This window comes from Azonexus sp., assembly GCF_030824335.1.
GTDB lineage: Bacteria > Pseudomonadota > Gammaproteobacteria > Burkholderiales > Rhodocyclaceae > Azonexus.
Genome location: NZ_JAVBXX010000011.1, coordinates 52,314 through 74,473, shown reverse-complemented (window position 1 = coordinate 74,473; position 22,160 = coordinate 52,314). Strand labels below are relative to the sequence as shown.

General features: G+C 58.5%; 14 protein-coding genes and 1 tRNA gene. 12 read left to right on the top strand and 3 right to left on the bottom strand.

Annotated elements, in window-relative coordinates; genetic code table 11:
• Nucleotides 1-16 precede the first annotated feature (16 nt).
• From hflX to RCI20_RS07805, 6 genes are read left to right on the top strand one after another with little or no spacing between them, the layout of a single operon-like run.
• The gene (gene hflX, locus RCI20_RS07830) at nucleotides 17-1,171 is read left to right on the top strand and encodes a GTPase HflX (protein ID WP_306604135.1); all 1,155 of its coding nucleotides are present in this window, start codon (nucleotides 17-19) and stop codon (nucleotides 1,169-1,171) included.
• Between the two features lie 38 nt (nucleotides 1,172-1,209).
• Complete coding sequence (gene hflK / locus RCI20_RS07825; protein ID WP_306604133.1) at nucleotides 1,210-2,523, top strand: FtsH protease activity modulator HflK; 1,314 nt, start codon at nucleotides 1,210-1,212, stop codon at nucleotides 2,521-2,523.
• The gene (gene hflC / locus RCI20_RS07820) at nucleotides 2,523-3,392 is read left to right on the top strand and encodes a protease modulator HflC (protein WP_306604130.1); all 870 of its coding nucleotides are present in this window, start codon (nucleotides 2,523-2,525) and stop codon (nucleotides 3,390-3,392) included. Before hflK ends, hflC begins: the two co-directional genes overlap by 1 nt.
• 10 nt (nucleotides 3,393-3,402) lie before the next feature.
• On the top strand, nucleotides 3,403-3,588 hold the full coding sequence (locus RCI20_RS07815) for a DUF2065 domain-containing protein (protein ID WP_306604128.1): 186 nt from the start codon (nucleotides 3,403-3,405) through the stop codon (nucleotides 3,586-3,588).
• Nucleotides 3,585-4,739: an ATP phosphoribosyltransferase regulatory subunit gene (locus RCI20_RS07810; protein WP_306604126.1), complete on the top strand. Its 1,155-nt coding sequence runs from the start codon at nucleotides 3,585-3,587 to the stop codon at nucleotides 4,737-4,739. The genes RCI20_RS07815 and RCI20_RS07810 overlap by 4 nt, the downstream gene beginning before the upstream one ends.
• Nucleotides 4,740-4,742: 3 nt before the next feature.
• Nucleotides 4,743-6,050 (top strand): adenylosuccinate synthase, encoded by a 1,308-nt coding sequence (locus tag RCI20_RS07805; RefSeq protein WP_306604124.1) that lies wholly within the window; start codon nucleotides 4,743-4,745, stop codon nucleotides 6,048-6,050.
• 653 nt (nucleotides 6,051-6,703) lie between these two features.
• On the opposite strand, the gene RCI20_RS07800 is transcribed toward RCI20_RS07805, so the two are convergent.
• Nucleotides 6,704-6,788: transfer RNA gene (locus RCI20_RS07800), tRNA-Leu, on the bottom strand.
• Nucleotides 6,789-6,828: 40 nt separating this feature from the next.
• On the opposite strand from RCI20_RS07800, the gene rnr reads away from it, so the two are divergent.
• The 6 genes from rnr to RCI20_RS07770 all read left to right on the top strand — a co-directional run bounded on the left by rnr (nucleotide 6,829) and on the right by RCI20_RS07770 (nucleotide 17,589).
• A complete protein-coding gene (gene rnr / locus RCI20_RS07795) occupies nucleotides 6,829-9,345 on the top strand; it encodes a ribonuclease R (RefSeq protein WP_306604122.1) in 2,517 nt (838 codons plus the stop codon).
• Between the two features lie 67 nt (nucleotides 9,346-9,412).
• Entirely contained in the window at nucleotides 9,413-10,144 is a 732-nt protein-coding gene (gene rlmB, locus RCI20_RS07790) for a 23S rRNA (guanosine(2251)-2'-O)-methyltransferase RlmB (protein WP_306604120.1), read from the top strand.
• Nucleotides 10,089-11,036, top strand: coding sequence for a DMT family transporter (locus RCI20_RS07785; RefSeq protein WP_306604118.1), 948 nt, complete (start codon nucleotides 10,089-10,091; stop codon nucleotides 11,034-11,036). The genes rlmB and RCI20_RS07785 overlap by 56 nt, the downstream gene beginning before the upstream one ends.
• 56 nt (nucleotides 11,037-11,092) lie before the next feature.
• On the top strand, nucleotides 11,093-15,559 hold the full coding sequence (locus RCI20_RS07780; RefSeq protein WP_306604116.1) for an EAL domain-containing protein: 4,467 nt from the start codon (nucleotides 11,093-11,095) through the stop codon (nucleotides 15,557-15,559).
• Nucleotides 15,552-17,015 carry a GAF domain-containing protein gene (locus RCI20_RS07775; protein WP_306604115.1) on the top strand — a complete coding sequence of 488 codons (1,464 nt, stop codon included), beginning with the start codon at nucleotides 15,552-15,554 and terminating at the stop codon, nucleotides 17,013-17,015. Before RCI20_RS07780 ends, RCI20_RS07775 begins: the two co-directional genes overlap by 8 nt.
• Entirely contained in the window at nucleotides 16,999-17,589 is a 591-nt protein-coding gene (locus RCI20_RS07770) for a biliverdin-producing heme oxygenase (protein ID WP_306604113.1), read from the top strand. Before RCI20_RS07775 ends, RCI20_RS07770 begins: the two co-directional genes overlap by 17 nt.
• 4 nt (nucleotides 17,590-17,593) lie before the next feature.
• On the opposite strand, the gene RCI20_RS07765 is transcribed toward RCI20_RS07770, so the two are convergent.
• Nucleotides 17,594-19,036: an efflux transporter outer membrane subunit gene (locus RCI20_RS07765; protein ID WP_306604112.1), complete on the bottom strand. Its 1,443-nt coding sequence runs from the start codon at nucleotides 19,034-19,036 to the stop codon at nucleotides 17,594-17,596.
• Entirely contained in the window at nucleotides 19,033-22,152 is a 3,120-nt protein-coding gene (locus tag RCI20_RS07760) for an efflux RND transporter permease subunit (RefSeq protein ID WP_306604110.1), read from the bottom strand. Before RCI20_RS07760 ends, RCI20_RS07765 begins: the two co-directional genes overlap by 4 nt.
• Between the last annotated feature and the right edge of the window lie 8 nt (nucleotides 22,153-22,160).

Genomic DNA, 22,160 nt, shown 5'->3' with positions numbered 1-22,160 from the left:
CCCGTTGGAATATCCCATGCTTGAGCGTCCCGCCGCTGGCGAACGCGCGGTTATCGTGCAACTCGATTTCGGCCAGCCGGATATTGAAGATCAGCTTGAAGAAGTACGCCTTCTTACCGAATCGGCCGGTGGCTCCGTTGTAGCCGAAGTGTTTGGTCGGAGGCACAGCCCGGATCCCAAAACCTTTGCCGGCAGGGGCAAGGTTGAGGAAATCGCTGCAATGATCGCTGCCAGCGATGCGCAACTGGTGATTTTCAATCACCCGCTTTCGCCAGTTCAGCAGCGTAATCTCGAGCGAGATCTCAAGTGTCGCGTGGTTGACCGTAATAGTCTGATTCTCGACATCTTTGCTTTGCGGGCATCCAGTGCCGAAGGGAAATTGCAGGTTGAGTTGGCCCAATTGGAGCACTTGTCTACCCGTCTGGTGCGCGGCTGGACCCACCTTGAGCGGCAGAGAGGTGGTATTGGTATGCGGGGGCCGGGTGAAACGCAACTGGAAACGGACCGTCGTTTGCTTGGTAATCGCGTGAAGTTGCTCAAGGAACGGCTGAAAAGACTTTCCCGGCAGCGTGGTGTACAACGCAAGGCACGCATGCGGGGCGATACGTTGAATGTTTCCCTTGTTGGTTATACCAATGCAGGCAAGTCGACTTTGTTCAATGCCTTGACCCATGCGGGTGTCTACGAGGCAGACCAGTTGTTTGCGACGCTGGATACGACGTCGCGTAAACTCTGGATCGAAGGTGCTGGCAATATCGTCATCTCCGATACGGTCGGTTTTATTCGCGATCTGCCTCATTCGCTGGTCGATGCATTTCATGCCACGCTCGAAGCGGCGGTCGATGCCGATATTCTGTTGCATGTCGTTGATAGTGCCAGTCATGCGCGCGATGAGCAGATGTCGGAAGTTGACAAGGTGCTTGAAGAAATTGGTGCGCGTGATGTGCCACAGGTCATCGCCTGGAACAAGATCGATCTGACCGAGGCCGGGCCGGGAGTCGAGCCCGACGAGTATGGTAATATCGCCAAGGTTCGCGTCAGTGCGCGCTCAGGCGAAGGCTTGGAACTATTGCGCGAAACGCTGGCCGAATATGCCCGGGTCAAAGCTGAATCGCGTCGTAAGGCGCTGGACGAAGCATCCCAATTGGCACAACTTGATTTCACTCTTTGACTCCCCCGAGACCCATGATCCCAACCTTAGGTATTCTCATGTCGATCAATGACCCGCAGTGGGGTAACCGCAGTGGCGATGACGACAAGCCAAAAAATAGCGGGCCTCGGCGCCCCAACGATGGTCCGCCTGATCTCGAAGAGCTCTGGCGGGATTTCAATCGCAAGCTGACCGGTATGATGGGCAAAAAAGGTGGCGGCAACGGCAGTAATGGTGGCGATGGTCCGCGCATGCCGCCGGTGGATTTCAATCCACGCTTTCTCAGTGGTGGCATTGGCGTGCTGCTCGGGTTGGTGGCAATTGTCTGGTTGGCCTCCGGTTTCTATATCGTCGATGCGTCGCAGCGCGGTATCGTGCTGCAGTTCGGTAGCCTCAAGGAAACCACGGAGCCTGGATTGCGCTGGCGCTTGCCCTATCCGATCCAGTCACATGAATTGGTCAATTTGACCGGCGTACGGACAGTTGAAATTGGTTATCGCGGCAGTGAGCGTAACAAGGTGCTCAAGGAAGCCTTGATGCTGACAGACGATGAAAATATCGTAAATATTCAATTTGCCGTCCAGTACATCCTCAAGGACCCGGTTGAGTATTTGTTCAATAATCGACATCCGGATGAAGCGGTGGTCGGCGCTGCCGAAACTGCAGTACGCGAAATCGTCGGCAAGAGCAAAATGAATTTCGTGCTTTATGAAGGGCGTGAGCAGATTGCGACCGACGCTGCACAATTGATGCAGTCCATCATGGATCGCTATAACGGCGGCATTCTGATTTCCAAGGTGACGATGCAAAATGCTCAGCCGCCGGAGCAGGTGCAGGCGGCATTTGATGATGCGGTCAAGGCGGGGCAGGATCGCGAGCGGCAAAAGAATGAAGGACAAGCCTACGCCAATGATGTCATTCCTCGGGCGCGCGGTACGGCTGCCCGCCTGATGGAAGAGGCGCAAGGCTACAAGCAGCGCGTGATTTCCTCCGCCGAGGGCGATGCGTCGCGCTTCCGCCAAGTGTACACGGAGTATGCCAAGGCGCCGGAAGTGACCCGTCAGCGCATGTATCTGGAAACCATGCAGCAAATTTATACCAACACGACCAAGGTCATGATCGATGCCAAGGGGCAGGGTAACTTGCTTTATCTGCCGCTCGACAAGTTGATGAATGCTGCGGCTGGTGCTGCCGTTACACCTCAAGGCCTGGTTGATGGTGCTACTCAGGGGGCTGCTGCGACACGGCAGACGACGGCTTTTGCTGGTGAAGTCCCGCCGCAGTCTGAGCGCCCGCCGGCAACAGGCGGTAATTCCTACAATGCAAATGCGCGTGCCGGTTCGCTGGGTTCGCGTGATCGGGAGGCTCGCTGATGAGTTCGCGTCTCAATGTGCTGGGTGGTTTGCTCGCCCTGATTCTGGTTGTTCTGTCGATGTCCATCTTCACGGTGGATCAGCGCCAGTTCGCACTGGTTTTCCAGTTGGGTGAAGTCAAGCGGGAGATCAATGAGCCTGGTTTGAACTTTAAAATTCCGATGGTCCAGAATGTGCGCTATTTTGACCGGCGCATTCTGACGCTCGATAGTAATGATCCGGAGCGTTTCATCACCTCCGAAAAGAAAAATGTGCTGGTCGACTCCTATATCAAGTGGAGAATTATCGATCCCAAGCTTTATTACATCTCGGTTGGTGGTGATGAGGCACGTGCCCGTACCCGCCTGAGCCAGACCGTCAATGCCGGTTTGCGCGAAGAGTTTGGCAAGCGTCTGGTGCATGACGTCATTTCTGGCGAACGCGATAAAATCATGGAGCAGATGCGCGAAAAAGCCGACATTGATGCGCGACGGATTGGCGTACAGATTGTTGACGTTCGTCTGAAGCGCGTAGAGTTGCCTGATGAGGTCAGTGGTGCGGTCTACAGCCGGATGGAGGCAGAACGCAAGCGTGTTGCTAACGAACTGCGTTCTGAAGGCGCTGCCGAAGCGGAAAAAATCCGCGCCGATGCGGATCGTCAGCGTGAAATCATAGTGGCCGAAGCCTATCGCGATGCTCAGAAAATCAAGGGTGAAGGCGATGCCAAGGCGGCTGCGACCTATGCTGATGCGTTTAGTAGAAGCCCAGAGTTTTATGCCTTCTATCGTAGTCTGGAAGCTTATCGGAGCAGCTTTGCCAACAAGAGCGATGTTCTTGTGGTTGAGCCTAATTCTGATTTCTTCAAATACATGAAGAATATCGGTCGCTAAGCAGGATCCGATGACTTCTACAATCTTGCTCGCCTTCGCGCTGATGTTGCTGCTCGAAGGCGCCATGCCCTTCATCGCTCCGGCGGCTTGGCGGGAAACCTTTCGACGTCTGATCCAGCTGTCGGATGGTCAAATCCGTTTTATCGGATTGACCTCCATGTTGATCGGACTCATATTGCTGATGCTTTTCTCATGAACTGGCTGCTGCCCGAATATATTGCCGATGCCTTGCCGCCCGAAGCGGCACGCATCGAAAACCAGCGTCGTACGCTACTTGATTACTTCCGCGTGCGTGGTTTCGAATACGTCATGCCGCCGCTGCTGGAGTATCTTGAATCCTTGTTGACCGGTGCCGGACAGGATTTGAATCTGCGGACTTTCAAGCTGGTCGATCAGCTTTCCGGTCGGACGATGGGGGTGCGGGCCGACATGACGCCGCAAGCAGCGCGTATCGATGCGCACTTGCTGAATCATCAGGGGGTGACCCGACTCTGTTATTGCGGAAGCGTCTTGCACACTTTGCCGGCGAACGTTTCAGCCGGTCGTGAGCAAGTTCAGCTTGGTGCCGAGCTATATGGCTATGCCGGGGTTGAAGCAGATCTCGAAATCGTGCGCTTGATGGCTGGTGCTTTTGAGCAAATCAAGTTGCCGTTGGCACGCATTGATCTAGGGCACGTTGGTATTTTTCGTGCGCTTGTTGAAGCCGCCGGTTTGCCCAACGATGCCGAAAATGAATTGCTCCAACTGCTGCGCGATAAGGATGTTCCGGGTTTGGCATTGGTAACCGGGCACCTCGCATCACCCTATCGCGAGGCGTTGTTGGCGTTGCCCAAGCTTTATGGCGGCCCGGAAGTGCTTGAACTTGCGCTCAGTGTGTTGCCTGACTTGCCGGAAATTACCCGTGCGCTTGAGCAGTTGCAGCATCTGGTTTCCAGTGCCGCCGAGTTGCCGTTCTCGATCGATCTGGCCGATTTGCGTGGCTATCATTATCACAACGGGATTGTTTTTGCTGCTTATTGCCCAGGGTATCCGGCGGCAATTGCGCTGGGTGGGCGCTATGATGGCGCGGGTGAAGCTTTCGGTCGGGCCCGTCCGGCAACGGGTTTCTCCCTGGATTTGCGCGAAGTGGCGCATTTGGCGCCAGTTGGCAAATTGACGCAGGGGATTCTCGCGCCGTATTCAGGTACCGATCAGCGCTTGGTGGCGCATATCGCGGCTTTGCGTGAACGTGGCGAAGTCGTTGTCGAACAGTTGCCGGGTGAAACTGCTTGTGAAGGACCGGTTTGTGATCGCAAACTGGTGCTGGTGGGTGGGCACTGGATTATTGAAGCAATACAAGAGGATTAAAAAATGGCCAAGAATGTCATCGTCGTGGGGACCCAGTGGGGCGACGAAGGGAAGGGAAAAATTGTCGACTGGCTGACCGATCATGCGAGCGGCGTCGTCCGTTTCCAGGGTGGTCATAACGCCGGTCATACGCTGGTTGTCGGCGAGCAGGTATACAAACTTAACTTGGTGCCTTCGGGCATCGTGCGGGCTGGCGTCGATTGTTATATCGGCAACGGTGTCGTACTGGATATTCATCACCTGATTTCTGAAATCGCCGAGCTGGAAAAGGGCGGCATCGATGTGCGTTCGCGCCTGAAAATCAGCCCGGGATGCCCGCTGATTCTGCCGTATCACTCGGCGATCGATCAGGCACGTGAAGCCGCCAAGGCAGGTGACAAGAAGATCGGCACGACCGGCAAGGGCATCGGTCCGACCTACGAGGACAAGGTTTCCCGGCGTGGGCTGCGGGTCTATGACCTGTTCCACCCGGAGCGTTTTGCCGAGAAACTGAAAGAAGTGCTGGAATACCACAACTTCGTTCTGACCCAGTATTTCAAAGCACCGGCGGTCGATTTTCAGACCGTTTACGACCAGGCTATGGCTGACGCCGAAATCATCCGTCCGATGGTGGTCGATGTTTCGGCGGCGCTCTACGAAGCCAACAAGGCTGGGAAAAACATGCTGTTCGAGGGCGCCCAAGGCACCTTGCTCGATATCGACCACGGTACCTATCCCTTCGTCACCTCCTCGAACTGTGTTTCCGGACAGGCTGCGGCAGGCGCTGGTGTTGGACCGGGTATGCTGCATTATGTTCTTGGTATTACCAAGGCTTATTGCACGCGGGTTGGCGGTGGCCCATTCCCGAGCGAGTTGGACATTGATACCGAAGGTACGCCGGGGCATCAGATGTTCAGCGTTGGCAAGGAATTCGGTACGGTGACCGGACGCAAGCGGCGTTGTGGCTGGTTTGATGCTGCCTTGCTGCGTCGTTCTGCACGTATCAACGGGCTGACCGGGCTGTGCATCACCAAACTCGACGTACTGGATGGCCTGCCGGAAATCAAGATCTGTACGGGATATCATCTTGATGGCAAGGTCGTCGATTTGCTGCCGATTGGTGCCGATGATGTGGCACGTTGCGAGCCGATTTACGAAACCATGCCGGGTTGGAGCGATACCACCTTTGGTGTCAAGCGCTGGGATGATTTGCCGGCGGCTGCGCAAGCCTATCTGAATCGCCTGGAAGTGTTGTGTGAGGTGCCTGTCGCCATCGTGTCGACCGGGCCTGAGCGCGACGAAACCATTCTCAAGCAGCATCCGTTCAATTAATACTTTCTGGCGGATTGGCGAAGAAAAAAACGGGCCGCTTGGCCCGTTTATATTCGTACTGTTGCTCAAGCGAGTTTTCAGTGAGGCGGTACCGCCTGCCAGCCTTCCGGGCAGGCAGGCGTGTAGGGGTAATACTGTCCGGAAGAGCCGCAGAAATACTACTGGCTAGCCGCTGGTGCTGGTGGCGCTTCGTAGATATACGCGGGCGCTGGTGGGGGCGTACGGGAGTAGTGAAGCGCTGTTCCGATGGCTAGGCCGCCTAGTGCGATGATTGCAGCGGGGGCGATCCAGTCCCGTCCGCGGTGTCGTTCGCCTCTTGGCGTGTGCTGGTCTTGGTCATACCTTTGGCTATGCGATGGACGATGGTCGTGCCAGTCGCGCTGATCCGATCCGGCGCTGGCGTTGCCGGTCAGGCCGATGGCCAGACTGGTGGCGAGCAGGATGCTGACGATCTTGTTCATGACTATGTTTAACCTCGCAGAAGTAAAATGTTGCGCAGTCAAAATAGCCAGTTGCTTGCAGCAATACTGCAAGCAAGTGTTAGCAATTGTTAAGTTTGGGAAGGTGATGCCTGTGAGACAATTTGTGCCGTTGATGCATGGCATCGGAAATGAAAAAAGGCCTTGCCAGAGCAAGACCTTTATCAAAATCGCTGGTGCCCAGGAAGGGACTCGAACCCCCACGCCTTGCAGCGCTAGTACCTGAAACTAGTGCGTCTACCAATTCCGCCACCTGGGCACAGGTGCGAAGAGCCGTCATTATAGAGAAAGAATAAAAGATGTCAAGAAAAAAACTGTCAAAGATTCGCCGGGCCGATCCATTTTTCGAGCGTGAGAGCAAGCGCTACGAGTTTCCGTTGCCTTCCCGCGAATATATTTCGCAGACTCTGGCCGATGAAGGGCGCCCCTTGTCTTTCGATGATCTGACGACGATCCTCGATATCGCCAACAGCGAACGCGAGATGTTCCAGCGCCGGCTGGGCGCCATGGAGCGCGAGGGGCAGGCGTTGCGCAATCGCAAGGGCGATTACATTCTGCCTGAGCGGGCCAGTCTGACCTTGGGGCGGATTCAGGGACATCAGGATGGTTACGGATTCCTGGTGCCGGATGATGGCAGTGCCGATATTTTTCTCGACCAGCGCCAGATGGGCAAGGTGCTGCACGGCGACCGGGCTTTGGTGCGAGTTTCCGGCGTCGACCGCAAGGGGCGGCCGGAGGGCAGTATTGTCGAAGTAACCGAGCGGGTGAATACCCGATTGGTCGGCCGGGTATTCGTCGAGCACGGTGTGGTCATCGTGGCCCCGGAAAACAAGCGGATTTCGCAGGATGTGCTGGTGCCGCCGGAGAAAAAGGCGAAGTTCAAGCCAGAGTCCGGTCAGGTCGTGATGGTCGAGATTATCGAGCAGCCGAGCAAGTTTTCCCAGCCGATCGGCCGGATCATCGAGGTGCTCGGCAACTACGCCGATCCCGGGATGGAAATCGAAATTGCCTTGCGTAAGCACGATTTGCCGTTCGAGTTTTCCCGCGCCGCGCTGGAAGAAAACAAGAAGATGCCGGACAAGGTGCGCAAGCTCGACCACAAGGGGCGTGAGGATTTGCGCAACTTGCCGCTGGTCACCATCGACGGCGAAACGGCTCGTGACTTTGATGATGCCGTTTTCTGCGAGAAGCAGGGGCGGGGCTGGCGACTTGTCGTGGCGATTGCCGATGTGTCGCATTACGTGCAACCCGGCATGGCACTCGACAAGGAAGCGCTGGAGCGCGGCAATTCGGTTTATTTCCCGCGCCGGGTCATTCCCATGCTGCCGGAAAAGCTGTCCAACGGTATCTGTTCGCTGAATCCGGATGTCGAGCGTCTGGCCATGGTTTGCGACATGTCGATCAGTGCGGCCGGCAAGATCGGCAAATACCGCTTCTATCCGGCGGTATTCCGTTCGCACGCCCGGTTGACCTACAACAAGGTCTGGTCCTGGTTGTCCGGTGAAAAAACGCCGGATAACGACGTCGACCGCAATGTTCTGCCGCAGGTGCAGGATTTGTACAAACTGTACGCGGCGCTGCACAAGGCACGCGGTCAGCGCGGGGCAATCGATTTCGAGACGACCGAGACGCAGATGCTGTTCAATGATCAGGGCAAGATCGAGAACATCGTGCCGGTCGTGCGCAACGATGCACACCGGATCATCGAAGAGTGCATGTTGGCGGCTAACGTCTGCGCTTCCGATTTCCTGGCCGAGCACAAACAGGTCTGTCTGTACCGCGTCCATGCGGCGCCGTCCGACGACAAGCTGAAAAACCTGCGCGCCTTCCTTGGTGAATTCGGTCTGGCGCTCGGGGGCGGCGAAGATCCGCGGGCCAAGGACTATTCGATCCTGCTCGAGCAGATCAAGCAGCGTCCGGATTTCCAGTTGCTGCAGACGGTGATGCTGCGTTCGCTCAAACAGGCCATGTACAGCCCGGACAACGTTGGCCATTTCGGTCTGGCCTACGAGCATTACACGCACTTCACCTCGCCGATCCGGCGTTATCCCGACCTGCTGGTGCATCGCGCCATCAAGGCGGTGCTGGCCGGCGAAAAATACGAGCCGGTACGGCCGTGGGACGATATCGGCCTGCAATGTTCGGCCACCGAGCGGCGTGCTGACGAAGCGACCCGCGATGTTGAAAACTGGTTGAAGACCTTCTTCATGAAGGAGCGCATCGGCGAAGTGTTCGATGGCACCATTTCCTCGGTCACGGCCTTTGGCATTTTCGTCGCCCTCGATACTGTCTATGTCGAAGGCCTGGTCCATGTTTCCGAACTGGGCAAGGACTATTTCCAGTTTGATAACGTCAAGCATCAGATGCTGGGCGAACGGACCGGTGAACGCTTCAGGCTCGGCGACCGGGTGCGGGTCAAGCTGGTACGTGCCGATCTTGAATCGAACAAGATTGATTTCGTGCTGGTGCGCGACGAGCACGCTGGTGGGTACGGCAAGTCGGCGACTGCTGCCAAGGGCGCTGGTGCTGGCCGGACGGGAAAGTCGGCAGTCAAGGCGGTTAGCCGGACTGTCGCCACGGTTGTGCTCAAGGCTGCGGAGAAACCGCGGGCCAAACCGGCGGCTAAATCTGCCAGCAAACCTGCCGCCAAATCGGTCGCTAAGCCGGCTGCAAAATCCACTGCGAAGACGACGGCCAAGAAACCGGCAGCCAAAACAGTGAGCAAGCCGGTGGGCAAACCAGCCAGCAAACCGGCTGGCAAGCGTAGTGCCAGTCAGGCGCCGGCCTCGGCAAAATCCACCCGGAGCAAGCGTTGACCGCAGGATTCTGCGGTCAACTGCCGCTCTGCGTTAAAATCCGCCTCCCCGAAAACTGGAATCTGCCATGTCCTCTCGCCTGATCTACGGCTTTCACGCAATCACCGCAAAACTGCGTCAGGACCCGGAATCGGTCAAGGAAATCCTGATCGACGCCGACCGCCAGGATGCGCGGGCGCGTGATCTGTTGAAGCATGCTGAACTGCAGGGGGTGAAATTCATCCTCGCCGACAGCAAGCGGCTCGACGATCTGGCGGGTGGCGGCCGGCACCAGGGCGTGGTGGCGCGCATCGAAGGCGGGCGCAAGCTGGCCCACCTCGATGATGTGCTGGATACGCTGGAGGAGCCGGCCTTCCTGCTCGTACTCGATGGCGTGACCGATCCGCGCAATCTCGGCGCCTGCCTGCGTGTCGCCGATGCAGCCGGCGTGCATGCGGTGATCGCACCCAAGGACAAGGCTGCCGGACTCAACGATGTGGCGGTCAAAACCGCGTGTGGCGCGGCCGAAACCGTGCCCTACGTGATGGTGACCAATCTGGCGCGGACCCTGCGCGAGCTGAAGGAACGCGATATCTGGGTGGTCGGTACGGCCGGCGAAGCCGAAAAGGATCTTTACGCCGCGACCTGGCCGCAGGCTACGGCCTGGGTCATGGGCGCCGAAGGCGAGGGCATGCGTCGCCTGACCCGCGAAACCTGCGATCAGTTGGTCAGTATCCCCATGCACGGCAGCGTCGAGAGCCTGAATGTCTCGGTCGCCGCCGGTGTCTGCCTGTTCGAAGCGCGCCGCCGCCTTTCCTGAGCGCATGACGCATCGTTGCGCCGTTGCGCTGATGGTGCTGGTGACGCTCCTGTGGAGCATCGCTGGCGTGGTGGCGCGTCATCTGGAAGCGGCGCAGGGCTTTGAAGTCAATTTCTGGCGCAGCGCCTTCAATGCCCTGGCTCTCGCTATCGGCCTGACGCTGCTGCGCGGGTCGGGCCTATGGTCCGGCTTGATACACGCACCGCGTATCGTCTGGATCTCCGGCCTGTGCTGGGCGGTGATGTTCACCGCCTTCATGCTGGCGATCACGATGACCAGTGTCGCGATGGTGCTGGTGACGATGGCCATCGGGCCGATGGTCACGGCACTGTTCTCCCGTTTCTTCCTGCGTCAGGATTTGCCATTGCGCACCTGGGTGGCGATTGTCGTCGCCGGCCTGGGCATCGCCTGGATGTTTGGCGCCGAAGCCGGCAATGGCGGTCAACTGCTCGGTTCGCTGGTGGCTTGTGCGGTCCCGCTGGCGGCTGCGGTCAACTGGACTTTGCTGCAAAAAACTGGGCAGGCTGCCGAGGCCGGGCCGGACATGCTGCCGGCGGTGTTGATCGGTGCCGTGTTGTCGGCGGCATGTACCTTGCCGCTGGCCCTGCCGCTGCAGGCGACAGCCCATGATCTCGGCCTGCTGGCTTTGCTCGGCGTCGTGCAACTGGCCATTCCGTGTTTGCTGGTGGTCCGCTTGACGCGCATTTTGCCAGCACCGGAAATTGCGCTGCTGGCGTTGCTTGAAGTGATTTTCGGCGTCGCCTGGGCCTGGCTGGGAGCGGGAGAGCAGCCGTCGGCCAGTGTGCTTGGCGGCGGCGGATTGGTTCTTATGGCGTTGATGGTCAACGAAATTTTGGCGATGCGACAGCCGCCGAAGGGAATTTCTCTCTAAGCCGAAGGTAATATCAGTACCTTTGATACGATACGTCGAAAACAGGGAGAGTCCACATGGGCAATGTAGCGATTGCCGGTATCGGTGCGTCAGCGGGGGGGTTGGAGGCGATTACGCAACTGATTGCCCGTTTGAAGCCGGACTTGCCTTGCGCCTATGTTGTTTTGCAGCATCTGTCGCCAAGTTATCGCAGCATGATGGTCGAAATTCTCGGGCGTGAAACCTCTCTGCATGTCAAAGAGATGGAGCAAGGGGATCGTCCTGAGGCTGGCGTAATCTATGTGGTCCCCGCTAATTCGAATGCCTTGATTCGTGAGGGACGCTTCTCTCTGGCGATGGCGGCGCCCGAGGTGGTGCCCAAGCCGTCGATCAACCAGTTCCTGATATCGCTGGCGGCTGAAGAAGGCGATGCCGCCATTGGCATCGTTCTCTCCGGTACCGGTTCGGATGGCGTCGCCGGTTTGCGGGCCATCCAGGCGGCAGGCGGCTTCACGTTGGTGCAGCGCCCGGATAGTGCGAAATACGACGGCATGCCGCGCGCTGCGATTGAGGCTGGCGTTGTCGACCATATCCTCACGCCGGAAGAAATCGCCGCCAAAATTCCGCGTTTGCTCGAATTGCCGGCTGCGGGCAGCGAGGCCGAGGCGCCGCCCGACTTGCTGCAGAGCCTGCTGGTCAGCCTGCGCGACCGCTTGCAGTTCGATTTTTCCGGTTACAAGGTTGGCACCCTGATGCGGCGCATTCGTCGTCGCCAGTTCGCGACTGGAGGCGAGGACCTGGCGGCATACCTGCGCTGGGTAGAAGGCCATCCCGAAGAGCTGGAATTGCTGGCCCGCGACATCCTTATTTCAGTGACTGCGTTCTTCCGTGACCGCGAAGCCTTTGCCGCTTTGCGCCGGGTGATCGGCGATATTGTGGCGCGCAAAGTGTCGGGAGGGGAAATCCGCGCCTGGGTGGCCGGTTGCGCCACCGGTGAAGAGGCCTACTCGGTGGCCATGCTGTTTGCCGATGCGCTGGGCGACAAGTTGCTGCAGTATCGGGTGCAGATATTTGCCACCGATGTTGATGACGAAGCGCTCAATGTTGCCCGCCGTGGCGTTTATCCGGCGGCATCGATGAGCGAAGTCGGACCGGAGCAGCTTGACCGCTATTTCAAGCAGGTCGGGATTACTTATGAGGCTGGCAAAGTATTGCGCGACATGATCGTGTTTGCCCGCCACAATTTGGTCAGCGATCCACCTTTCATGCGACTGGATCTTGTCACCTGTCGTAATGTGCTGATCTATTTTGACGCGCCGCTGCAAAGCAAGGTACTCAAGATATTTCATTTCGGCCTGGCCGCTGAATCCTATTTGTTCCTGGGGCGTTCCGAGAGCATTGCCCAGGCGGAACAGTTCTTTTCCACGCTTGACCGGCGCGAGCGCCTCTTTCGCAAGCAGGGGGATTCGGTTCCGATCATCTCGACATCGTCGAACTTGCCGGTCAGCTCGCTGCGCACGCCAGCACAGCGGCGTGACCGGCGGCTGGAAATGTTGTTGTCCGGACTGGTTTCACATTTCAAGCTGACGGTGGCGGTCTGCGACCGGGAAGGCAACGTGCTGCACACGGCCGGTGAGGTCGAGAAACACATGGTTTTCCCGGTTGGTGTTTCGCGTCTGACCTTGGGCGATGTTGTGGTGCCAGAATTGCGCGGCGAGATACTGACCCTGTTGCGTCGCTGCCAGACGCAGAATGCCACACAGAAGGGCCGGCGTCGGCGCCTTGGGCGCGAATTCCTCCGTCTCATCGTCGAACCCGTCTCGGACGGTTCGGGTGAGTTGCTGCTGGTCATTTTTGCCCCGGAGCAGGTCAAGGAAGCTGTTGTCGAGGAGGTGATACCCACTTCGACGCAGCAGTTGGAAGACGAACTGCTGACCACGCGCGAACACCTGCAGGCTCTGATCGAGGAAATGGCGACCGCCAACGAGGAGATGCAGGCGCTCAACGAGGAATCGCAGGCTGCCAACGAAGAGTTGCAAGCAACCAACGAGGAACTGGAAGCGGCCAACGAGGAAATGCAGGCAACCAACGAGGAACTGGTCAGCCTGAACGAAGAACTCAACGTCAAGACCATCGAACTGTCGCGTTTGACGGAGGATTACGCACACCTCTACGACGCGCTGGAATATCCGGTTCTGGTATTTGACCGAGCCATGCAGTTGGTACGCTTCAATGCACCGGCGGCACGTCGTTTTGACCTGAGATCGACGGCGCTGCGTCAGCATCTGTCGCGCTTGCGCCTGCCAGATACCCTGGCTGAAATGGAAGCTTGGCTGGGTCGGGCATTGGCTCACGGTGACCGCGAACAGGTGATGGTGCAGATCGACAAGCGTGACCTGCGTGTGCAGATTTCACCAGGGCTTGGAAAAACGGGAAACATCAGCTCGCTGGTGGTCAGTTTTATCGATGTGACCGATATCGTCCGCACTCAGGAGGCGCTGTCGCAATCGGAAGAGCGTCTGAACGCGCTGATGGAAAACACGACGGTTATCTTCGCAATGCGCGATGTCTCCGGTAACTACATTTACGCCAATCACCGCTTTGTCGAATTCTTCGGATTTGAGGACAAGCAGGTTCTGGGCAATAACGACTTTTCTTTGTTCGATCATGCCTTTGCCGTTAGTTTGTGGGATGGCACGGTATCCTCGCTACGTAACCGGCAGGCGGTAACGGCGGAGTATCAGGTTATTGATGCGCGCGGACTCCGCTATTTGCGGGTAGTCCATCAGACCTTGTGCGATCCTTCCGGCAATCCCGTGGCCTTGATCCTGGAAGCCGAAGATATTTCGGCCACCAAATTAGCCGAGGAGCAATTGCGCATCACTGCCCGGGTCTTCGATCAGGCTGGCGAGGCCATCGTCGTGACTGACGCGGAGGGGGTTATCCAGACGACCAACAAAGCATTCGTGGCCATTACCGGCTACAGCACCGAGGAATCTGTGGGCAAGCAGGTTGGCCATTTGCTGAAGTCAGGACGCCACAGCAAGGATTTTTATGTGGAAATGTGGGCTTGCTTGCGTGATAAGGGGTTCTGGCAGGGGGAGATATGGAATCGGCGCAAAAATGGCGAAGTTTTTCCCGAATGGCTGACGATCAATCGGGTTGATGATGCCGATGGCCGGGTCGAACACTTTGTTTCTGTTTTTTCTGACATCAGCGATATCAAGAACGCCCAGCGCAAGGCTGAATATCTGGCAGCACACGATGTGCTCACCGGGCTGCCCAATCGTACCCTGTTCCACGACCGCCTGCGTCATGGGCTGGCCCAGGCGCGGCGCAAGAAGGAGCGGCTGGCACTGATGTTCATCGATCTCGACAACTTCAAGGATATCAACGACACCCTCGGCCACGACTTCGGCGACGATCTGCTCCGGCAGGCCGCCAATCGTCTGCAACAGGTGATGCGTGACGTCGATACTGTGGCGCGCCTCGGTGGTGACGAATTTACGGCCATCCTGTCGGATTGCGAAGCGGAGGTTGCAGGCCAGGTTTCCCGGCGCATCGTCGATGAACTGGCGGCTTCCTTCGATGTGCAGGGGCGCCAGCTTTTCGTTTCAGCAAGTGTTGGTGTGGCTTTTTTCCCCGAGGATGGACAGGACAGTAATGCCTTGCTCAAGGCGGCCGATACCGCGATGTACCGGGCCAAGGAACTGGGCCGGAATCGGGTCGAGTTCTTCGTCCCCGATCTCCATGTCCGACTGCTCAAGCGGGCAACGATGGAGAGTGCGATGCGGGCGGCGCTTGATATGGGGCGCCTGCGTTTGGTCTATCAACCCAAGTTCGGTTTGCAGCCAGGTCAACCCCCGGTTGGTGCCGAGGCCCTGTTGCGCTGGCGTGACCCCGAGCTGGGTGATATGTCACCCGCCGAGTTTATTCCGGTTTGCGAGGCTTGCGGCCTGATCAAGGAAGTTACCCGGGCGGTTCAGCGGATGTTGCTGGCGCAGTTGTCCACCTGGCTGCAGTTGGGATTGCAGGTACCACCGATTGCTTTCAATTGTTCGCCACGCAATATGCGGGAAATAGACATGGCCGATGCACTGGTTGCGGCCCTTCAGGCAAGCGAAGTGCCTGCGAGCCTGGTGCAGGTGGAAATTACTGAAGGCGCATTGCTTGAGAGCAGTGAGGTAGTGATTGGTAACCTGAACCGCCTGCACGAAAATGGCATCGCAATCAGTGTCGATGATTTTGGCACAGGTTATTCGTCGCTGATTTATCTCAAGCGCCTGCCGCTGGCCGAGCTCAAGGTCGACAAGAGCTTTGTCGATGGCCTGGGTAGCGACTCCGATGACGAGGCCATTGCCTGGGCTGTGCTCAGTCTGGCGAAGGCCCTGGGCTTGCGCACAGTCGCCGAAGGGGTGGAAACAGAGCGCCAGCTCCAGTGGCTGGCCCAACATGGTTGTGAAGTCGTGCAGGGTTATTATTTGTCCCGGCCGCTGGAAGCGGTCGATTTTGAAGATTTGTTGGCGAGGGCTGAACGTGGATAGACGTTTTATCGACGAGTGTGAAAAGGAAGAGTTGCATCTTTCGGGGGCCATACAGCCGCATGGTGCCTTGCTGGTGATTGACGCGCAGTTCAGGATCAGTCATTTCTCGACCAACATCGGTGCCTTTCTGCCGCCGAATGTCGTGGTTGCAGTTGGTGCGGAAATCCCTTCGGTACTTCTCGAGATGGCTGCCGAGCTTGGTGAGCGTGCCGGAAGCCGCCTGCAGTACGACGCGGCAATGCCTGGCAGCGAGGGCATGCTCGATGTAGTCTTCAGTCGGAATACCCAGGGGCAGATCATTGTTGAATTGATAGCTCGCCATGACGAGGAAACTTTTCGAGGTATCTTCAGCCAGGGGGTTGTCCCACCGGCCAGTAATAGCGAGGTCGAACTGCAGCGTCAGGCGCTGATCGAGAAGGTGTGTTTTCAGACAGGTTTCCAGCGGGTGATGTATTACCGTTTTCTCGAAGATGGTGATGGCGAGGTGCTGGCCGAGGTCCGTCAGGATGGGGTGGGCGGTTCCTATCTGGGGCTGCGCTTCCCGGCCAGCGACATTCCGCAGATTGCTCGCGCACTGTATCAGCAGAATCCTTGGCGCCTGATTCCCGATGTGCTGGCCGAGGCCGTTCCCATCGTCGGTCGCGATGCGCAGGTGCCTGATCTCAGCTATTCCGACCTGCGCAGCGTTTCGCCAGTACATGCTGTCTATCTCGCCAACATGGGGGTCGGTGCTTCCCTGTCCTTCCCTATCGTCGTCGGTGGTCAGTTATGGGGATTGATTGCCTGCCATAACGCCACACCCCGCCGTGTCGGGCTGGGGAAACTGAGCCAGGCATCGCAGGAGGTCCGTTCCCATACGCTTGGGCTGGCGGGATATTTCGCGCAGCGGCGCATGCAGTTGCTCGACGGTCTGGTGCGCCGTTTCGGTGAAGCCCGGGAAATCGTGCATGATGCCGGTGATATCGTCGCTGCCTGGCCCAGGCTCGGTAGTTGGCTGGCGGGTGAATTCGCTGTTGACGGGGTGCAGCTTTGCCTGAACGAGGGGCATGTCGACTGGGGTGAGGGGTTCGAACCCGATGCGTTGTCCAGTGTGGATAACTGGTTTGTCAGTCAGCAACTCGATTCGGTCTGGCTGGCGGAGTCGCTGCAACGTCAGTTGCCGGATTGTCCGCTATCACGGGTTGCCGGCGTGTTGGCGGTAAAGGCGAAGACGGCCGACGGGTTGATGCTGCGCGTCTATCTGACGCGTCATGAGCATATTCATGATGTGGCCTGGGGGGGGAATCCGGACAAGCCGGTGGAACGTCATGACGGCGTATTTGGCATTGCGCCACGTCGTTCCTTCGAAAAATGGGTCGAGAAGCGGCTTGGTCGTTGTCGCCCCTGGGACAACGAAGCACGCTTGCTCGGCCTGAAACTGCGTGAACTGGTGATGCAGCTTGGTCGGCGCAACTGATCCGCTGGTTGGGCTGCGCGCCCGCACGGCGATATTGCATCGACAACTGGAATCGGCAACTGCTTTTTCCCGCTTGATGCAGGATGATATTGGGCCAGATGACATCGCCCGGGCCTTGATTCTCTTCCATGTCTTTTACGATGGACTGGAGCAGGTGCTCTTGCCTCGTCTGGAGAATTCATCACATGCCAGTCTTTATCGGCCGCGACGTGCTCTGCTGGCCGGTGATCTGGCCAGGCTTGGTCATTTGCCACCGGCAGCAATGAGCGTTGATCTGCCGGGGACGGAGGCCGGCCTGCTGGGTGTCATCTATGCGGTCGAAGGATCGGCGCTAGGCGGACAGGTACTTGCTCGCCATCTGATGGCGCGACTGGGCGGCGAATTTGCCGCCAAGCTCACTTATTTCACCGATCTTGCTGCGGGGTGTGGCGCGCATTGGCAGGGGGTGCTGAGTGCCTTACGCCAAGTGCTGGTCGATGAAGACAGTCTCGATGAAGTCAGTGCCGGCGCCAGCTTGGTATTCTCATCATTGATCCATCTGGCCGATCGGGAGCGGCCAGACGGACTCGGCTGAGGTTTCAGGAAGCAGATTGCCAGCCGCCGCCCAATGCCTTGAACAGCTCGACCGCTGCCGTCAGGCGAGCCTGACGGGTGGCGATCATGGCGAGCAGGGCATCGTTGCTGACACGCTGCGCATCGAGGACCTCCAGAAAGCCCGAGTAGCCCGCGTCGTAGCGCAGGCGTGCCAGCTTGAGCGCGTTCCGGGCGTTATCGACCCGTTGTTGCTGGGCGTTTTCGGCAACGCCGTTTTCGCGCAAATTGACCAGTGCATCACGGACTTCCTTGTAGGCCACTTCCAGCGATTTTTGCCAGGCGATCAACGATTGCTCATTCACTGCCTTGGCTTGGTCGACGCGTGCCGAGGTCCGGCCGAAGTCGAGCAGCGGCATGAACAGGCCGAGACCGCCGCTCCAGGTGCTGGCGCCGCTGCTGAACAGGTCGGACAAGGTCTTGCTCTCGCTGCCGATGCCGCCGGTTAGCGAGAACTTCGGGTAGTACGCGGCCTTGGCCACGCCGATGTTGGCGTTGGCGGCAATCAGTCGTTGCTCGGCTTCGCGCACGTCCGGGCGGCCTTCGATCAGGTCGGCCGGCAGGCCCGCCGGTGGCACCGGCGGCAAGGGTAGCTGGCGAAGATCGCCGGCGGCGATCTGCAAGTCCGGTTTGCCGGTGAGCAGCGCCAACTGGTGTGCGGCCAGCGCCCGGGCGCGCCGCAGGTCGGCGCGTTGTGCCTGCAGCGCGGCTAGCGCGCCGTCGGCCTGATATTGGTCGAGTGGCGAGACCAGGCCGGCATCGACTCGGGTTTTCACCAGTCGCGCGCTTTCCTCGCGGCTTTTCAGGGATTCTTCGGTAACCGCCAGTTGTGCGTCGAGGGCGCGCAGGCTCAGGTAGTTCCCGGCGACCAGACCGGCTACCGACAGTTGGATGGCATCGCGCGAATACTGGTTGGCCAGCAGGTTGGCGCGCGCTGCTTCGTTGCTGCGCCGGACGCGGCCCCAGACGTCGAGTTCGTACGACAGGCTCAGACCAGCACTGCGGGCGCGCAGGATTTCCGGCGAATTGACCGTCCAGGTGGCGGTCTTCTCGCTCAGGTGCGTATTGTTGCCGCTGGCCTGGGCATCCACATTGGGAAAGAACGAGGCGCCTGCCTCGCGGGCGGCGGCATCGGCTTGTTCGACGCGGGCCACGGCGGTGCGCAGGTCGGCATTGCCGGTCAGCGCCTGCTCGATCAGGCTGCTTAGTGTTTCATCCTGGAAAAGTGACCACCAGCGGGCGTTGACCGAAGGATTCTCGATTTTGACTTCGGCGGTCGGTGTTTCCTGGAAGGCGTCGGGCAACCAGTTGGCCGGGCGCAGGTAATCCGTGCCAACGGCACAGCCGGATAACAGAATGGCGAAGGCCAGGGGCGTCAGCCGGAAAACCCGACGGGCAACAGGGGAGAAATTCTGGGGGGCGGCGTTCATGCCTTGTCCTCCTCGACGTCGATGTGCGCCGGATTAATTTGTTTGCCGCGCTCCAGCCATTTGAAGAAGAGCGGGATGAAAATGGTGGCGATGAACGTGGCCGCGATCATGCCGCCAAACACGCCGGTACCCATCGACTGGCGGGCGGCGGCGCCAGCGCCGGTCGCCTTGACCAGCGGGAAGACGCCGAGCACGAAAGCCAGCGAGGTCATGATGATCGGGCGCAGGCGCAGGCGTGCCGCTTCGATTGCCGCATCTGCCGCACTCATGCCTTCCGCGTACTTCTGGGCGGCGAATTCGACGATCAGGATGGCGTTTTTCGACGCTAGGCCAATCAGCACAACGAGGCCGATCTGGAAGTAGATGTCGTTCGGCATGCCGCGCAACCATATAGCGGTCAACGCGCCCATCAGGGCAAAAGGCACGGCCATCACGACGGCGACCGGCAGCGACCACTTTTCATACTGGGCGGCGAGGATCAGGAACACCATGATGATGGCGAAGCCGAATGCCTGCAGCGACGAACCGGAACTGCGCTTTTCCTGGTAAGCCTGGCCGGTCCAGTCGATGGCGTAACCATTCGGCAAGGTGGCTGCAGCAACTTCTTCGACGATGCGGATGGCGTCACCGGAACTGATGCCCGGTTTCGAGTCGCCCATGATCTTGGCGGCAATGAAACCATTGAAGCGTTCGACCTGTTCCGGTCCGACCACGTTTTTGATCGTGCTGATCGCCGACAGCGGAATCATCGCCTGGGTTGTGGCACTGCGCACATAGACCTTGCTGATGTCATCCGGTTTCATCCGGTAATTGGCTTCTGCCTGCAACTGAACACGATAAACACGGCCAGCCTTGTTGAAGTCATTGACGTAGAGTGCGCCCATTGTGCTTTGCAGCGTCGAATAGACATCGGTAAGGGGGATGCCCAGCGCCAGCGCCTTGGCTTCATCAACTTCAATGAACAACTGCGGCACAGTCGGACGGAAGAAGGTGGAGACGCGGGTGAATTCCGGATGCTTCTGCAGCGCAGCCATGAACTCTTTGACGACCTCGTTCAGCTTCTTGGCATCGCCATCGATCCGGTTCTGCACGAACACTTCAAAACCACCGGCCGAGCCGAGGCCCATGATGGGCGGCGGGTTGAATACGAGTGCCATGCCGTCCGGCTGCATCATGCCCATACCCATGAATTTTCCGGCCAGATCCTGCGCCTTGGCATCGCGTTCGCTCCAGTCCTTGAGCGGAATGAAGATGGTACCGGCGTTCGGTTTGTTGCCGCCGCCGATCAGATCGAAACCGGAGACGACGAAAACGTGTCGCACGGCGGGGTCGGCGCCGACCATCTGGCGCATGTTGGCGCCGGTTTCCTGGGTCCGCTTCAGCGTGGCACCATCCGGCAGCATCAGGGAGGAGATCAGGTAGCCTTGGTCTTCCGAGGGAACGAAACTGCCGGGGATGAAACGGAAGAATGCTGCGGTCGACCCGATCACCAGCACTAAAACCAGGCCACCGATAATGCCGTGTTTCATTGTGAAACCGACAGTGCGCGTGTAGCTGCTGGTCAGGCGGTCGAACATCCGGTTGAACGGTGCGAACAGCTTGTTTTCCGTGTGCTGGGCCTTGAGCAGCAGGGCGCACAGGGCCGGTGTCAGGGTTAGTGCGACCACACCGGAGAGCACGACAGCGACGGCAACGGTGACGGCAAACTGTTTGTAAAGCTGACCGGCAATGCCGCCGAGGAAAGCGACCGGGATAAAGACGGCACAGAGCACCAGCACGATGGCAACGAGCGCGCTGGAGACTTCATGCATGGCTTTTATTGCAGCCTCCTTGGGCGGCAGTTTTTCTTCCGCCATCAGGCGTTCGACGTTTTCCAGCACGACGATGGCGTCATCGACCACGATACCGATGGCCAGGACCATGGCAAACAGGGTCAGCGTATTGATCGAGAAACCAAACAGCCATAGACCGGCAAATGTACCAATCAGGGAAATCGGCACGGCGACCATCGGAATCAGCGTGGCGCGCCAGCTTTGCAGGAAGATGTAGACGACGGCGAGTACCAGGATCATGGCTTCGACCAGCGTCTTCAGCACTTCATCGATGGAAGCGGAAACGAAGCGCGTGGTATCGAAGGGGATGACGTAATCCATGCCTTCCGGAAACTTCTGTTTCAGTTCGTTCATCTTGCCGCGTACGCGCTCGGCCACTTCCAGCGCATTGGCGCCAGTCTGCAGGAACACGCCCATGCCGATGGTCGGCTGACCATCCAGCGTCACGCTCTGATCGTAACTGTAGGCGCCGAGTTCGATACGGGCGATATCCTTCAGGCGCAAGATGCCTTTCGGGCCGTTTGCCCGGATCACGATGTTGCCGAACTCCTCCGGCGTCAGCAGGCGACCTCTGGCCGTGACCGTGTAAGTCAGCACCTGGTCGGCCGGTGCCGGTTCCTGGCCGACCTTGCCGGCGGCGTTCTGGGCATTTTGTGCCTTGATCGCATTGGCCACATCACTGGTCGTCAGTCCCAGTTGCGCCATCCGGTCCGGCTTCAACCAGATGCGCATGGAGTAGTCCTGGGCGCCGAAAATGGTTACGTCACCCACACCCTTCACCCGTTTCAGTTCATCGACGATGTTCTGGCTGGCGTAGTTGGACAGGAACAAGGTGTTGTACTTGCCCTGATCGGAAGCCAGTGCGATGACCTTGAGAATGTCGTTCGAACGTTTCTGCACGATCACGCCATTGCGCCGGACTTCTTCCGGCAGACGAGGCTCGGCAGCCTTGACGCGGTTGTTCACGTTGACCGCTGCCATGTCGACATTGGTGCCGACTTCGAAGGTTGCCGTAATGGTCACCGAACCGTTGGCCGAGGCGGAAGAGTTGAAATAGGACAGCCCTTCAACGCCGTTCAGTTGTTCCTCGATAGGCGCTGCGACAGTCTTGGCCAGCGTTTCGGCCGAAGCACCCGGATAGGTGGCGGAAATCAGGACGGTAGGCGGGGCGATTTGCGGGTACTGCGCGATGGGCAATACCTGAGCGGCGACCAGGCCGGCGATAACGATGATGATCGAAATCACCGAGGCAAAGATCGGCCGGTTGATGAAAAATTTCGACATGAAAGCTC

Coding starts and splice junctions, on each gene's coding strand:
- hflX (WP_306604135.1), top strand. CDS start 17: ATGCTTGAGCGTCCCGCCGCTGGCGAACGCGCGGTTATCGTGCAACTC.
- hflK (WP_306604133.1), top strand. CDS start 1,210: ATGTCGATCAATGACCCGCAGTGGGGTAACCGCAGTGGCGATGACGAC.
- hflC (WP_306604130.1), top strand. CDS start 2,523: ATGAGTTCGCGTCTCAATGTGCTGGGTGGTTTGCTCGCCCTGATTCTG.
- RCI20_RS07815 (WP_306604128.1), top strand. CDS start 3,403: ATGACTTCTACAATCTTGCTCGCCTTCGCGCTGATGTTGCTGCTCGAA.
- RCI20_RS07810 (WP_306604126.1), top strand. CDS start 3,585: ATGAACTGGCTGCTGCCCGAATATATTGCCGATGCCTTGCCGCCCGAA.
- RCI20_RS07805 (WP_306604124.1), top strand. CDS start 4,743: ATGGCCAAGAATGTCATCGTCGTGGGGACCCAGTGGGGCGACGAAGGG.
- rnr (WP_306604122.1), top strand. CDS start 6,829: ATGTCAAGAAAAAAACTGTCAAAGATTCGCCGGGCCGATCCATTTTTC.
- rlmB (WP_306604120.1), top strand. CDS start 9,413: ATGTCCTCTCGCCTGATCTACGGCTTTCACGCAATCACCGCAAAACTG.
- RCI20_RS07785 (WP_306604118.1), top strand. CDS start 10,089: ATGTCTCGGTCGCCGCCGGTGTCTGCCTGTTCGAAGCGCGCCGCCGCC.
- RCI20_RS07780 (WP_306604116.1), top strand. CDS start 11,093: ATGGGCAATGTAGCGATTGCCGGTATCGGTGCGTCAGCGGGGGGGTTG.
- RCI20_RS07765 (WP_306604112.1), bottom strand. CDS start 19,036: ATGAACGCCGCCCCCCAGAATTTCTCCCCTGTTGCCCGTCGGGTTTTC.
- RCI20_RS07760 (WP_306604110.1), bottom strand. CDS start 22,152: ATGTCGAAATTTTTCATCAACCGGCCGATCTTTGCCTCGGTGATTTCG.